10 protein-coding genes are annotated in these 15395 nt (G+C 36.2%); all 10 read left to right on the forward strand.

The window, feature by feature from the left end; translation table 11 throughout:
• Window positions 1-203: 203 nt before the first annotated feature.
• Window positions 204-2291, forward strand: a complete 2088-nt coding sequence (locus MR062_RS07510) for a thioredoxin domain-containing protein (protein WP_242203513.1) — start codon at window positions 204-206, stop codon at window positions 2289-2291.
• 511 nt (window positions 2292-2802) lie between these two features.
• Entirely contained in the window at window positions 2803-4044 is a 1242-nt protein-coding gene (locus MR062_RS07515; RefSeq protein ID WP_242203514.1) for a site-specific integrase, read from the forward strand.
• Window positions 4045-4349: 305 nt separating this feature from the next.
• Window positions 4350-4571: a hypothetical protein gene (locus MR062_RS07520; protein WP_242203515.1), complete on the forward strand. Its 222-nt coding sequence runs from the start codon at window positions 4350-4352 to the stop codon at window positions 4569-4571.
• Window positions 4572-4859: 288 nt separating this feature from the next.
• The gene (locus tag MR062_RS07525) at window positions 4860-5441 is read left to right on the forward strand and encodes a BfmA/BtgA family mobilization protein (protein ID WP_242203517.1); all 582 of its coding nucleotides are present in this window, start codon (window positions 4860-4862) and stop codon (window positions 5439-5441) included.
• Window positions 5442-5443: 2 nt separating this feature from the next.
• Window positions 5444-5614 (forward strand): DUF5712 family protein, encoded by a 171-nt coding sequence (locus tag MR062_RS17735; protein WP_394800528.1) that lies wholly within the window; start codon window positions 5444-5446, stop codon window positions 5612-5614.
• A gap of 534 nt (window positions 5615-6148) precedes the next feature.
• Window positions 6149-9292, forward strand: a complete 3144-nt coding sequence (locus tag MR062_RS07530) for a SusC/RagA family TonB-linked outer membrane protein (protein ID WP_242203518.1) — start codon at window positions 6149-6151, stop codon at window positions 9290-9292.
• A 27-nt stretch (window positions 9293-9319) separates the two neighbouring features.
• A complete protein-coding gene (locus MR062_RS07535) occupies window positions 9320-11065 on the forward strand; it encodes a RagB/SusD family nutrient uptake outer membrane protein (protein WP_242203519.1) in 1746 nt (581 codons plus the stop codon).
• A 37-nt stretch (window positions 11066-11102) separates the two neighbouring features.
• On the forward strand, window positions 11103-12527 hold the full coding sequence (locus MR062_RS07540) for a CBM96 family carbohydrate-binding protein (protein ID WP_242203521.1): 1425 nt from the start codon (window positions 11103-11105) through the stop codon (window positions 12525-12527).
• Between the two features lie 173 nt (window positions 12528-12700).
• Window positions 12701-13873 carry a heparin lyase I family protein gene (locus tag MR062_RS07545; RefSeq protein WP_242203522.1) on the forward strand — a complete coding sequence of 391 codons (1173 nt, stop codon included), beginning with the start codon at window positions 12701-12703 and terminating at the stop codon, window positions 13871-13873.
• A 125-nt stretch (window positions 13874-13998) separates the two neighbouring features.
• Window positions 13999-15171, forward strand: coding sequence for a heparin lyase I family protein (locus MR062_RS07550; RefSeq protein ID WP_242203524.1), 1173 nt, complete (start codon window positions 13999-14001; stop codon window positions 15169-15171).
• Window positions 15172-15395: the final 224 nt, after the last annotated feature.

The raw sequence follows: 15395 nt of genomic DNA on the forward strand, positions 1-15395 counted from the left end.
GAATCCATGAGAAAAAAATTAAAAAAGAATCACTAATTTTAACACTCAAATGAAACGATTTTTGGCACTTTATTTACACTGCTCACTTTCATCCGGCACGGGTGGTTCACTTTAACCGAATTTTCCATTTTAAGTAACGATTAATGTATATTGTAATTCAATATCACTTTGTATTTTAGCCAAAATGAATATATTTAATAGTTATGCCTAAATTTAAGTTTTATAATATTTTTATTGTTGTACTTTTTCTGTCCTGTTGTAAAAATGGAGGAGGTCAAAAAAGAGAATACACTAACTCTTTGATAAATGAAACAAGTCCCTATTTACTGCAACATGCACATAATCCTGTAGATTGGAGAATTTGGAGTGATGATGCATTAGAAGAAGCAAAGAATAATAATAAGTTGGTTATAATCAGCATTGGATACTCTTCCTGCCATTGGTGTCATGTAATGGAAAGAGAGACTTTTGAGAATGAAGAGATCGCAAAAGTCATGAATAAAAATTTTATCAACATTAAGATAGATAGAGAAGAACGTCCAGATATAGATCATCTGTATCAAGTAGCAGTACAATTATTTAGGGGAAGTTCAGGATGGCCATTAAATGTAGTGGCATTACCAAATGGGAAACCTATATATGGGGGCACATATCATACGAAAGAACAATGGACAAAGGTTTTAAATGAATTATATAAAATATATACCGAAGACCCGGAAAAGTTAGAAGAATATGCAGAAAATTTAGCCTCTGGGATTCAGGAGGTAAACTTGATAAAACCTTCAAATGACTTTGAAAGGCTTTCCAAAGATTCATTAATAGAAAGTATTGAAAGTTGGAAATTAAAATGGGACAAAGAAATGGGAGGTGAGGATGTTATAGAAAAATTTATAAATCCCGTGAATTTAGAATTTTTGTTGGATTATGCCATTCTAACCAATGATGAGCAATCAAAGAGTCATCTAAAATTAACTTTAGATAAAATTGCCCTAGGGGGAATTTATGATCATGTAGGAGGAGGTTTTTTTAGATATAGTACCGATGATCAATGGAAAGTTCCTCATTTTGAGAAAATGTTGTATGATAACGCTCAAATAATAGGTCTTTACTCCAAAGCATACAAGGTTTTTAAAGAACCAATTTACAAAGAAATAGTAATGGAAACTTTTGGTTTTCTTGAACGAGAAATGAAATACCATGGAGGAGGGTATTACTCTTCAATAGATGCAGAAAGTGAAGGAGAAGAAGGAAAGTATTATGAATGGACTGAAGAAGAACTCAAGTCTATTTTGAAAGAGGATTTTCAATTATTTGCTCGATATTTTAATGTTAATTCTAGGCAAGCTTTGGGAAATGGAAAGTTTATTTTGTTTAAAATATTGAATGATAGTGTTTTTATAAAAGAAAATTCAATTTCAAAAGCAGATATAGATTCTTATAGGGTAAAATGGAAGAAACTTCTATTGAATAAAAGAGAGCAAAGAATTCGTCCTAATATGGATGATAAAGTTATTATCTCATGGAATGCATTATTGATTAATGGATTATTAGAGGGATATGAAGCATTTGGAAGTGAGGTTTTTTTAAATAGAGCCAAAACCATTTTTGATTTTATTAATTCCAAAAATATAAGTAAAAATAGGCTTATCCATTCCTATAAGAAGGGAGGCAGAAATGTAGAAGGATTTGTAGAGGATTATGCGTTTATGACGAGTGCGGCTCTTAAACTGTATTATAGTACACTTGATGTTAAATATTTGAATGCCTCTTTAGGTTATACACAAGTCCTAAACGAAGAGTTTTTAGATAATGCTTCTGGAATGTATAAGTATAATCAAGATAGTGAACTAATTTCCATGGTTATTAAAACAGATGATGGGGCTATGCCCTCACCAAATTCAGTTATAGCTCACAATTTATTTGAATTAGGTCATATCCAATATGATGAAGAGTCATTGAAACGATCAAAAGTGATGCTTTCAACAATGGTTCCAATGACAAAAGAATATGCTCGAAACTATTCTAAATGGAACAGTCTATGGTTAAAACATGCATATCCCTATTATGAAGTTGCCGTGGTAGGAGAAAAAGCATTGAATAAGATCAATAACTTTGCTAAAATATATATTCCAAATGTCCTTTTAGTAGGAAGTACTATAGAAAGTAATCTTCCGTTGTTTAACCAAAGATATGTTGACAAAGATACATATATATATGTTTGTCAAAATAGATCATGTAAACTTCCCGTTAAAACTGTAGAAGAAGCATTAGTTCAATTGGAAAATTTTTGAAGTAGTTTATTTTGTTCGCAACCCTTACTTTCAGGGATGTAATAATTTTAAGATATTTATTTGACTTACTCTTAGTTGCGTAAAGAGGCATTTTAAAAATAGTGCTATTTATCTTGTATAATAATTAATACCATATTATATTTGCACGCACCTTAAAAAAGGGTAAAACAAAACAAAAGTTCTTATCAAATAAGTTACCTATTCGGTTACCAAGTGAATCTAATAAAATGTAACTTTTTGATTATTAAAAATATAAAGGGAATGGTAGTCTACCTGCCACCCCGACGAACCTAGTAACAACTAGAATCAAAACACTGTTAATCTTATGATTTTCAGTGTTTTTTGTTTTTATGCATTTTATTTGATTCCAAATAAAAGCATCTATTCGCAGTAAAAAGGTGTGCAATTCGGTGTGTAATTGTCCACTAAAAAAACACTATCTTTAAAGAGCTTTTAGGGTATGATTTGACTTTCGAAAAAAAAACAATGTTCAACAAAAAGTCAATGAAACATGAAAGCAAAAAGCACCTTCACGGTTATTTTCTTCACTCGAAAATCCAGAAGTAAAACAAACGAACTGTCCATTTACGTGCGAATTACTGTAAAGGGCAGGCGCTCAGAGATGAGCCTAAAGCGAAACGTCCAAACAGGCCAATGGGACAGTGCCAGGAACCGTGGCAGGGGGAGTACCGAGCCTATCAAGAACCTAAACGCTTACTTGGATGAGGTATACAACAAACTGCTGCAGTGCCATAAAGAATTGATAGAAGAGGATATGGTAATTTCTTCGGAAGCCATTAAGTCAAGGTATCTAGGAGAGGACGATAACAGCAGGACCCTAAATGAACTTATCGCTTACCATAACGGTAATATGGCACATGTTCTAAAGCCGGGAACAATGAAAAACTACCGTACCACAGAGCGTTATCTATATGGATTCCTGTTGCAGAAGCGAAAATTAAGCGATATCCATTTAAAACAATTGAACTATAGGTTTATTGTGGACTTTGAGCACTATCTAAGAACACATAAGAACAAGAAGAAGCAATTGGTGCTGACCAACAATGGTGTGATGAAACATTTGGAGCGTTTTAAGAAAATGGTAAACCTTGCCATAAAGCTGGAGTGGATGCAGAAAAACCCGTTCAGTCAGTTTCAGTTGAAATACAATAAGTACGATAGGCAATACCTAAACGAAAGGGAACTGGCATTGATCGAGGAAACGGAGTTCACCATTGGGCGATTACAAAGGATAAAGGACTGTTTTGTGTTTTCCTGTTATACGGGACTGTCCTATGTTGATGTTAAAGACCTGACACAGAACAATATTGTTAAGGGCATTGACAACAACCATTGGATATATACCAAGAGGGAGAAAACGGACGAGCAGGTAAAAGTGCCTGTGCTTCCCAAGGCATGGACCATACTGGAAAAGTACAGGATAGCCCAAGAAATGGAAGAGGGTAAGTTGTTACCGATAAGCTCTAACCAAAAGACCAATGCCTATCTGAAAGAGATAGCCATGGCCTGTGGTATTAAAAAGAACCTGACCTTCCATGTGGGCAGGCATACCTTTGCCACGACGGTGATGTTGTCCAACGGCGTCCCCATAGAGACTGTTTCAAAGCTATTGGGACACGCCAAACTATCTACCACTCAAATTTATGCAAGGGTGGTCGAGAGCAAAATAAGTGAGGACATAGGTAACCTATTGGAACGGTTTAGGCAAAAGGAAGAAAACAGGAGTGCATAAAAAATGCTTTCCCCTAATTTAATGTCTTAGGTTCAGGATGATATTTTTTATTTGGTTCGAGCCCTACAAATTTTAAGGGCTGTAATAAATGAAGCCTTAGATTGTTTTTCGGTACAGCGAAAAACAGGGCAGGGCATAAGTAATTCTAAATTAAGGGCATTGGCTTTTTCGCTTAACTGCCTGTACGTTCAATTCGCAAATGCCCTTAAAAGAATTTCTAATGCCCTTGTGGAACTTGTCCAGACCTTAGCAAGTTTTGGAAATAAATAAGGTTTCTGCTTTCTTGTTTTATCCAGACAGTAAGAATGGATTTTGCAGACACTCCTGATTTATTCCCAAAAATCTTGACAAGCCCCACTTCATTTATTGTGAAGCGAATGAAAGTAGCCTCCCATCACCCCTTAAAATTTGTAGGGCTTAAGGGCAAAGAAAAGTTTGTTTTAGGTAAGGGGGATGCATTTGTTAGAAGGCTCCAACATAAACAAGCCTATGTTTCATTTTATTTAGAGCCAAAACAGGGTATTTGAAACTAAATGCCGTTTCGGTTTCATAATATATTGGGTTACATTTATAAAGCTGGTTATTTGTTAGTGCAACTGATGTAAAAATCAGTTGTCGGAGGATTTCGTCATGCCAAAGCATGCCGAGATCGGTAGAGCAAGAGGGTAGCGTGCTAGCGCAGCGCTACATATTTCATTTGCTTCGCAAAGCCTCAGTACATAAGCGTTTAGGGAAATCGGTTAAATTAAGCTAAAAAGAGCTTTACAGTAAAAACCCTTGAAGGCCCAATAAACAGGCAATTATTTACAGTAAAAATGGAGGACAAGTATCAAAAATATCAATTTTCGGCCATTAATATTAAAAAAGAAGTTGCAGAGCGTTTTAGGGAATTTTCTAAAGGAGTGACCGGTTCGCATACTGAAACAATGGAAGCCATGCTCGATTTTTTTGAGATCCACCAATTGTCCCCAATGGATTCTATTGACGGTAGCCTCAGTGCCATAGAGATTAGGATCAAGCGTAGGATAAACAATGTCATTGCCATTATAAAAAGTATAGAACAGAGCCAGACCTTACCGACAGCGGCCATGTTACAGTCTTTATTTGAACAGCAATTGGAGCAGGGAGATGATGACCATTATCTAGAAGAGCATTTAGAATTTATAGAGAAGAAATTTGAGAATGTGGAAAGGGGAGAGGTAGAGATGGAAGAGACCAGCGTTCCCAAAATAAGATACGAACGCCAGGAAGAAAACATGGAAAAGCTAAAGGCAGATTTTAGTTATGTCCTTGGTAAAGTAAAAAAGGTCAATAGCCCTTTCGGGAAAGGTTATCTTAAACTTGAGCTCACAGTGGATGAAGTAGATAAATATAAACGCACCATAAAAAATTCATAACGATGTATATTGCCATTTCCAAACAGCACCAAGGAGAAAACTTCAAGTGCAGTGTCAGTGATTTTGTAAACTATCAGGAAAAAGAAAGAGAAACGATGCATTTCTACCTCCAAGAACATTTTTTCGCCCAGAGCAATGATAGGATCAGTGCCAAAGATGCCATCAAGAAATAGATAGTAAGTCAACAAAGCTAAATATAAACAATCTCAAATTTTATTTCATTGTGGTCAGCTCTCCCAAAGAGAGTTAAGGCTATTGACAATGACCCCAAAATACTTCGGCAATAATATAAGGAATGGAATATTCTAAAATTATAATAGGGTATTTTTTAATGTGCTTCATTTAATATTTTAGAATGCAATCAAGTTTTAATTCGGTTATAGATACGTTAATAACTTTAATTAATTATGTATATTAATATATAATTTGATACTAGCAAGTAATGGATTGTAGAACTCAAAATTGTATGAACTTAAGGTTTTGAGTTTTTTAAATTATTGCATTAGTTCTTATTTGTTTAAAAGTATAAGATGTAATTTGATAGTAGTTTAGTTTACTGTTTAACAGGTGTTTATGATAAAAGGTAGTTCTATTTACTTCAAATATGTATCAAATAAACCTTTAATACGGAACATTTGTTCCTACTACGGTTTAGGTTTGGATATACCTTTGGAGAAACGAACTAACGTATCAAAATATTAAATTTTATGAAAAAAATTTGGAAAAATGTTATTAGACCATTTTTGAAGAGAGGGTTTCTCTTAATGGTTATTTTATTTTTATCGGTTTCAGCCTACGGCCAAAGTAAAGCTGTAAGTGGTACAGTTACCGATCAAAACGGACAACCTTTACCTGGTGCTCAAATTCTTGTGAAAGGCACACAAAGAGGAGCTACTACAGATTTTGATGGTAAATATACCATTGATGTTCAAAATCGAGAAACACTCGTTTTTAGCTTTATTGGTTTTAAAACTGTTGAGCTTGCTGTAGGGAGTAAATCTGTACTTAATGTGCAGCTTGAAGAAGATACTCAACAATTAAATGAAGTTGTTGTTATTGGTTATGGAGAGGTTAGAAGAAAAGACTTAACGGGAGCCTTGGGTTCAATGGAGGTAGATGAGGTCGTTAAAGCACCTGTGGCTTCGTTGGAAGAAGCTATGGCAGGTCGTATTTCTGGACTACAAGTAACTTCAAGCCAAGGAAGACCAGGCGCATCATCAAGTATTGTCATTCGTGGAGCGGGCTCTTTAACCCAATCCAGTGCACCATTATATGTAGTAGATGGTTTCCCACTTGAAGATTTTGATATTTCTTCGTTGGACCAATCAGATATTGCGTCAATTGAGGTGTTAAAGGGACCATCGGCGGTTGCTATTTATGGAGCTAGAGGTGGTAATGGTGTTATTTTAATTACGAGTAAGGATGGTTCTAGAGGAAAAGCAGAGCTCTCCTATAATGCCTTTTACGGGTATAATCAAATAACCCAGTATATGGATGTGTTGTCGTCTTATGATTTCGTGGATTTACAATATGAAATCAATCCAGACAATGCTATAGAACGTTATGGGCCATTGAGTAATTATTTAAACCCAGATGGTACAAGTATAGGAGGGGTGGATTGGCAAAAAGAAGTTTTTGGTAATGATACTGAGGTGCAAAGTCATTCCATTTCAGTTAATGGTGGCAATAAGGATACTAAGTATAACTTATCCCTTTCCGACTATTCATTAGAAGGACTTTTGCCAAATAGTGGATTTGATAGAACCTATGTGAAATTAAAAATCGATCAAAAGCTTTCCAAGAAATTGAGAGCAGGAGCTAACTTTTCATATAGTGTCTCAGAGGTTACCGGTACACATACTTCTACAAACATCTTAGAACCTGAAGCAGACGGTGGTGGATCCAGTAGTGGGCGTTTTAATTTGTTAAAGGATATTGTACAAGGAAGGCCAACAGGTGGGTTGTTCTATTCTAATGAAGAATTATTGTTCTTTGCAGATGACCCAGAAACTGCTGCGGGGGAACCTATTACCAACCCTTTAGTAAATGCCCATACGCAATTAAGAGGAGATAAAAAGGAAAATTTATATTTAAATGGATATTTACAATATGAAATTGCAAACAATCTAGATTTAAAAGTTAGAGGAGGTATTTCAAAGCAGTATAGAAAATTAAGTTCTTTTGATGATGTAAACAGTGCTTTTCATAGACGTAGTGGCTTTACAAGAGGAAGCATAGAAAATAGAGTAAGAACAAACACTTTAATCTCTACTACTTTAAATTACAAAAGGAAGTTTGATAAGCACAATGTAGGCGCTTTATTTGGTTTTGATTATCAAGATATTAAGGAAGAGGGAGTTACGGCTTATGGAAGTGATTTTCCAGACCCCAATTTAGGGTTGGATAATTTAGGGCAAGGTACAGCACCGACATTTTCAGATTCTTACAGAGATGCAACTAATTTATTGACCTCATATTTCTCAAGATTCACCTATGACTATGCAGGGAAGTATTTATTTACTACGACCTTAAGATATGATGGATCTTCAAGGTTTGGATCTAGTAATAAATGGGGGTATTTTCCTTCGTTATCTGGAGCATGGCGTTTTTCTGATGAAAATTTCCTAAAGGATTCCAAAATACTTAACGATGGTAAATTGCGATTTGAATGGGGTCAATCAGGAAATAATAGAATTCCTGCCAATAGATCTACGTCTATTTTGAACCCGACTTCATATGGAGAGGCTAATGGATTAACTCCAGGGGTATATCCATCTAATCTGCCTAATCCAGATATCAAATGGGAAACTCAAGAACAAATTAACATAGGGTTAGATTTGGCCTTTTTTGACAATAGAATTTCATTAACTGCCGATGTGTATAGAAAAGAATCTAAAGAATTATTGTTAAATGCACCAACACCAGGGTCTTCAGGATTTGAGAGTGTTTTTAGAAATATAGGTAAACTTAGAAACGAAGGTTTGGAGTTATCGTTAAGCACTGAGAATTTTAAAGGTAAGTTTTCATGGAATTCAAATCTAAACCTGACATTCCCTAGTAATAAAACCATAGCTTTAGTTGAAGATAATATAATGTTCCACTCTTCAGAATGGTATGCCGACAATGCTTATGTAAATGACTATATTACACAAGTAGGGCAACCCTTTGGATTAATGTACGGTTATATAGATGATGGGCTCTACAGGGAAGAAGACTTTGATACTAATGGAGATCCATTTATTACGGTTGCTTTTGGAGATGAAGAACTTGGCTATAGAAAATATGTTGATGTCAATGAAGATGGTACTATAGATGAAAACGATAAAGTTGTATTGGGAAATCCTAGACCAAAATTCTTTGGCGGTTTCTCTAACAATTTTAAATACAAAGGTTTTGATTTAAATGTGTTTTTCCAATGGTCTTATGGTAATGACTTATACAATGCAAATAGGCTTCTCTATACCTCTTACTTATATAAAGTAAGAAACTTTATCCCAGAAATATTGGGACGTTGGAGAACCGATAGAACTCCAGAAGAAAATGCAGGGGCAACCTTTAGAAGTATTGATGATGCTACCAATGTGTTAACAAGTGCCTATATAGAAGATGGATCGTTTATCAGACTTAAAACGGTTTCGCTAGGTTATACCTTCCCTAAACTGTTTGTAAATAAGCTAGGACTTCAGAACTTTAGGGTATATGTAACAGGTCAAAATTTAGTGACTTGGACAGATTATTCAGGTTTTGATCCTGAAGTGAGTACTAGAGGTAGTGGATTGACCGCTGGTGTGGATTTTGGTGCCTACCCAAGAAGTAAAACGTTTATAGGAGGTATTTCGGTATCCTTTTAATCTATGATTTATAATAATATGAATAATATGAAAACAGTATTTAAAAAGAAAAACCTTAAGGCTAAAATTAGTCAGGGATATAGAACAATAGGCGTTTTTTTAATGCTTGCTCTAACACTATTTTCTTGTAGCGATCCTTTAGAAGAAGAGGTATATGATGCCTTTACTGGTGATGGATTTTTTAATAGTGTAACATCGGCCGAACAAGGCATGTGGGGCATATATGATAAAATAGCGTCTCGCGATTTGTTTGCCGAACGTTTCTTTTTGTTTTTCCAACAAGGCTCAGATCACGCTCGTTATTGGAGGGTGAATCGAGGTAATGATGATGATTTTTTATGTAATTACCAGATTCAGGAAAACAATAGAGAAATAAATGAAGCATGGAAGGGCTTATATCAGGCGGTTTATAGAGCAAATTTAGTTATCGATCAAGTGACACTGTTGCGCGATGGTCTTGCAGGTAAATCGAACCTGTCAAAACCAGAAGCAGAAAATTTGGCGGCCTATAACAATGTTTTGGGTGATGCCCATTTCTTAAGAGGGTTTGTGTACTTCCAATTAATAAAGAATTGGGGAGGGGTACCTTTAAGATTAAGCTCGAACGTGTCCTTGTCAAACTTAAAGTCAGAACGAGCACCTTTGGTAGATGTTTACAAACAAATTGAAAAAGATATCTTATATGCTATAAGCCTATTGCCTCCTGCTTCAGAAACAAGAAGTCCAGGAAGAGTAAGTAAAGGGGCAGCTCAAGGTATGATGTCTAGAGTGTATCTACATTGGGCAGGATTCCCATTAAATGATACAAGTAAATTTCCAGAGGCTGCAAAACAGGCATTGGCTGTTATGCAAAGTGGTCAGCATCAACTGAACACCAATATTGAAAAATTAACTGTTGGAGCACCTTTCGATGGCTATTTTCCAGATGTTTTTCACAACTTGGCCAAAAACATATACGAAAGCAAAGAATCGATGTGGGAAATTCATTATTCCTATCCAGGGGATACCAATGATAATGCCAGTGTTGTAGGGGTATGGCATGGTATAAGGTCCAATACAAGTTCCATTTACAAAAGAGGTGGGCCTAGATGGTATCCATTGCCTAGCTTTTACCATAGTTTTAAAGAAAACGACTCAATAAGGAGAGATTGGTCTATAGCAAGGTTCGAAATAGATGCAAATGCTAATTTTGTTGAGTTAACGGAAGACTCAAGAGCACCTAGGGCTCCTAACTGGGGAGTTGGGAAGTTTAGGAGATATTTAATACCAAACTTATCTCCAGAAAACAATTTTGAATCCATGAATTGGCCTGTAATACGCTACGCAGATGTTTTATTAATGTTTGCAGAAGGTGTAAATGAGTCGGTTTTAAATGGAGAAACCTTACCTGCAGGAGCAACCATGCAGATGGCTTACGATGCGGTAAACCAAGTAAGAAGACGTGCTATGGGTATGTTTTCGCCAAATAGTGAGATAGATTTAGTAGGAGCTGGGGGAGAAGAATTTAGACAGCAAATAAGAGATGAAAGAAGCTGGGAATTATGTTTTGAAAGAACACGTAAATCCGATTTAATTAGATGGGGTATTTTGGGAGACGTAATCGCCCAAACTTCACTTGCGATGGATGATCTTGGATTTACCCATGAAGAAGCATATTTCCAAGCCGATAACTTTGAGCCAAAACATGTCTTGCTACCTATTCCTTATGCTGCTGAAATAAGTCAAAACCCAGATGTTTTGAACACAGATCCAACCAATAACGGATATAGATAATCTTTTTGTTATAAAAAATAAATTAAAAAATATGAATATGAGATTTTTTAAAAATAAAGTACAGGGACTTCTGCAGGTACTATGCACAGCAATATTACTTGTGGTAATGGCATGTACAGATAATAATATAACCTACGGCCCTAGTGATGAACCTATTGCTCCTGTAGGATTTAGAAGTGGTAACCCTACAATTATTGAAGGGGAGTCAGTACCTTACGAAATAGAAGTAGGTGCTTCTAAAGCTGTCTTTAACGACATTAGCTTTGATCTTCAATTGGTCTCCGGCGATGATTCTGAAATTACAATAACTGACGCCGATGGAAATGCAGGCCCTAATTTTACGGTTCCCGAAGGATCTGCTACCATAAAGTTATTTGCTAAAGTAGCTGATAATTCCATTTATTCTGGAAACCGATCCTTAGTTTACGAATTGAAGAATTTAGTTGGAGATGGTGTTTTTCTTGCAGATACCACATATTCTGCATCGAATTCAGAATTAGGTATATCGAGGAGAGTATCACCTGAACTTAGGATTACGATTACTGAGGACGACCCAGTGCCTCCATTGGTGAATTTTGTAGAGCTAGAAAGTGAAGTTCTTGAAAATGCAGGTAGCCATGAGGTGGTAATAGCACTTACTGAAGCAGTGACTACAGGTCAAACATTAGACATCACATTTACAGGTACGGCTGTAGAAGGTACCAACTATGATGCTGGAGCAACTGGAGGAGTGTTAACCGTTAATGTGGGTGCTGGCGAGACAGAAGTAATAGTGCCAATAACCCTTATAGACAATGCTGTAATCGAGGGTGACAAAACCATTGTGATGACTATAGGTAGTGTTAGTCCAGGATTATATCCAGGAGAAAGCTTAACCCATACGGTAACCGTTCTTGAAGATGATTATATAACAGCAGAACTGATTCCTATAGCCGATACCCATGTTAAAGGACTTGCTAGTGGTGATTCTGGTTTTACTGATAATTTTGGGGCAGCAGTGTCATTTGACCCAAGCTATAGAGAAACTAACTCTAGAGATACCCGTAGAGGCTTATTGAAGTTCGATCTTACAGGTATAGATGCTTCTAAGGTGGTAAAAGCTAAATTGGTGCTTACTACAACAAGAGAAGATAAATGGGTTCTAGCAGAGGATGTTGTTGGAGGTATAACAACACAGTACATCCATTATATATCGGATGATTCTTGGGGTGAAAGTACAGTGACCGGTGAAACAGCACCAGAATTTGGTGATATCATTCTGACCTTTACTGGCGATGCGCTAGTAGGGCCCGATAATAGATCTACCCATAATTACGATTTAACTTCTCAATTACAAATGGTAGAAGCCGATAATACATTGTCTTTAGGTATGACCGTTGTTGAGACAGGAGGTAAGCGTATTTTTTACCAATCTAAGGAAGGTACAGATATTCCTAAATTAATCATCTCGATGTTAGAATAGGTAGTATTTTTTAAAGCATTTATAGCCTGGATAAAGAAAGTATGAATACATCTTTATTCAGGCTATTATCAATCATAAAAGTATTTAGTCGTTTTCAATTTGAAAATAATAGGCTAAAAAATTAATGGCCAACACCCTTACAGCTATTGGTTAATATTAAAATAAATAGAGAAATGAAAAAGAAATTAATTTTTGCAGTATTTACAAGTATCACATTAACTGTATTTTGTTGTAGTAAAGATTCGGATAGTGGCCCCAATGCGACACCAGACCCTGAACCAGACCCGGATCCGGTGCCAACTTCAGAATATCGTATACCATGTGTTGATCCATTAAAGTCATCATCACCATATAAAATTACTTATGATTATTGGGCTCAAGGCGATATTATTCCAACCGATAAAATTATTGATTGTCATATGATCCCCATAGGGAGTCCAAATGCTCCGGGTTTTGAAATATGGCGGGATCCACAAATGCTATATAACGGCAAACCGAGCTATCGTTTCAAAATGATCGATCAATCTAAAACGCGAGTCGAATTACAAACGTTATTTGTAACCCAGCAAGATCTTGATGAGGCTGGGCTTACCAATCAAGATATTGAAGACCATGTAGCGACCAAATCCTTATATCATTTTGGTAAAGGAGAAGCTAAAAAAGGAGAGACTTGGCGGTATGAATATGGACTGTACCTACCGGAAGGCCTTAAGGATATGACTGGTATTATTACCCAATGGCATGGTATGCCAGATAGAACAACGGTAGTTACTCCTGAAAAAGACACGATATATGTTCCTCACAAAGAGTTTGTTGACGATTACTTGTCTGTAATGTACTTCAACGGGGCCATTGGCTATAATAAAAGTGATGATACCGTCAATGGTTATATTCTTGATGCTGGAGGTAATCCGCCAATGGCACTTCGGGTTAAAAATGGTTATCTGTATCTAATCTGTAGGTTAGATCGTGCACGTGTTACTAACGACAGGGACGAGCGTATACATATTTATCCTCCTAATAATTTTCCAGAGTCGGCAACAAGTCAAGAGGGTAACAAAACTGTATATGGCATTTGGTCTCAGCCATTATCAGAGCTTCCAATCGAACAATGGATAGATATGAAGATTGATGTGAAGTGGTCTAAATTTGCTGAAGACGGTAGTGGCGTATTAGATGAAGGATTTGTTAAGTTATATATGAATGATGAGTTAAAGGCAAACTGGACTGGTTATATAGGCAACAATGATGAACATGGTACTTATTTTAAATACGGATTGTATGTGCCAGGGCCTAATGGACTGGAAGTTCGGGTAGGCGACTTTAGACAAACCAAAATAGAGTAACCATAGGGTTTGGTTACTCTGTGAAATTGAATACTTTTTAGTGTGTGGAAATGTATTTAAGAAGTTTTCTTTTCTAAATGAATAAATTGGCTAATTACAAGTGGCACTTAACTTAAAATTTAAGTATGAAAAAGAAATTAATTTTTGCAGTATTTGCAATTATTGCATTAACTGTATTTTGTTGCGGTCAGGAATCTGATATTACACCTAATGGAACACCAAACCCAGATCCGGACCCAGATCCGATGCCAATTTCAGAATATCGTACGCCATGTGTTGATCCCATAACATCATCGTCACCTTACAAAATAACATACTATTGTAGGGCTGAAAGAGATATTGCTCCAAGCTCGAAAATTATTGATTGTCACATGATCCCTATTGGGAATCCAAATGTTCCCGGTTTTGAGATATGGCGCGATCCGCAAATGCTTTATAACAACAAACCGAGCTATCGTTTCAAGATGATGGATCAATCAAAAAAGCGAGTCGAATTACAAGCGTTATTTGTAACTCAGGACGATATTGATGAGGCCGGGCTTACCGAACAAGAGGTTCAAGACCATTTAGCAACAAAAACCTTGTATCATTTTGGTAAAGGAGAAGCTAAAAAAGGAGAGACCTGGCGTTATGAGTATGGACTTTATTTACCGGAAGTGCTTAAAGATATGACGGGTATCATTACCCAATGGCATGGTATACCAGATAAAACTACGGTGGTCACACCCGAAAATGACACCATCTATGTGCCTCACAAGGAATTTGTGGATGATTATTTATCTGTAATGTATTTTACCGATGCCATTGGCTATAAGAAAAGTGATAATATCCCTAATGGCTATATACTTGATGCAGGAGGTAATCCGCCATTGTCACTTCAAGTTAAAAACGGGTATTTGTATCTAATCTGTAGGTTAGATAGAGCTCGCGTGCATAGTAGCAATAGTGAACGAGTTCATATATACCCTCCTAATAATTTTCCAGAGTCCGCAACAAGTCCAGAAGGTAACAAGACGGTATACGGCATTTGGTCCCAGCCATTATCGGAACTTCCAATCGAACAATGGATAGATATGAAAATTGATGTAAAGTGGTCTAAATTTGCCGAAGATGGCGGTGGTGTATTAGATGAAGGTTTTGTTAAGTTGTATATGAATGGCGAACTTAAAGCCGATTGGACGGGTTACATAGGTAACAATGATGAACATGGGACCTATTTTAAATACGGATTGTATGTGCCAGGACCAAATGGTTTGGAAGTTCGTGTTGGGGATTTTAGACAAACGAAATTAAATTAAGGGCACTCAAGGAACTTTATTGCTTATTTTAAATTAATAAATGGAGCTGTCTAAAGAGGCAGCTCTTTTTTGTGTCCTTGTTTTTGAAAATGAAACATTTGTCCGGTGCTTATGTAACAATTATTTGGTTTGTTATTAGTGTGTTACGATAAATTTGAAATATGGTAACACTCTAAAACAGTAATACTTTACAAAGAGAACGTTTACAGGATTTTAATGATAAC

The organism is Aestuariivivens insulae (genome assembly GCF_022662195.1).
Taxonomy (GTDB): Bacteria; Bacteroidota; Bacteroidia; order Flavobacteriales; family Flavobacteriaceae; genus Aestuariivivens; species Aestuariivivens insulae.

Coding starts and splice junctions, on each gene's coding strand:
- MR062_RS07510 (WP_242203513.1), top strand. CDS start 204: ATGCCTAAATTTAAGTTTTATAATATTTTTATTGTTGTACTTTTTCTG.
- MR062_RS07515 (WP_242203514.1), top strand. CDS start 2,803: ATGAAAGCAAAAAGCACCTTCACGGTTATTTTCTTCACTCGAAAATCC.
- MR062_RS07520 (WP_242203515.1), top strand. CDS start 4,350: ATGGATTTTGCAGACACTCCTGATTTATTCCCAAAAATCTTGACAAGC.
- MR062_RS07525 (WP_242203517.1), top strand. CDS start 4,860: ATGGAGGACAAGTATCAAAAATATCAATTTTCGGCCATTAATATTAAA.
- MR062_RS17735 (WP_394800528.1), top strand. CDS start 5,444: ATGTATATTGCCATTTCCAAACAGCACCAAGGAGAAAACTTCAAGTGC.
- MR062_RS07530 (WP_242203518.1), top strand. CDS start 6,149: ATGAAAAAAATTTGGAAAAATGTTATTAGACCATTTTTGAAGAGAGGG.
- MR062_RS07535 (WP_242203519.1), top strand. CDS start 9,320: ATGAAAACAGTATTTAAAAAGAAAAACCTTAAGGCTAAAATTAGTCAG.
- MR062_RS07540 (WP_242203521.1), top strand. CDS start 11,103: ATGAGATTTTTTAAAAATAAAGTACAGGGACTTCTGCAGGTACTATGC.
- MR062_RS07545 (WP_242203522.1), top strand. CDS start 12,701: ATGAAAAAGAAATTAATTTTTGCAGTATTTACAAGTATCACATTAACT.
- MR062_RS07550 (WP_242203524.1), top strand. CDS start 13,999: ATGAAAAAGAAATTAATTTTTGCAGTATTTGCAATTATTGCATTAACT.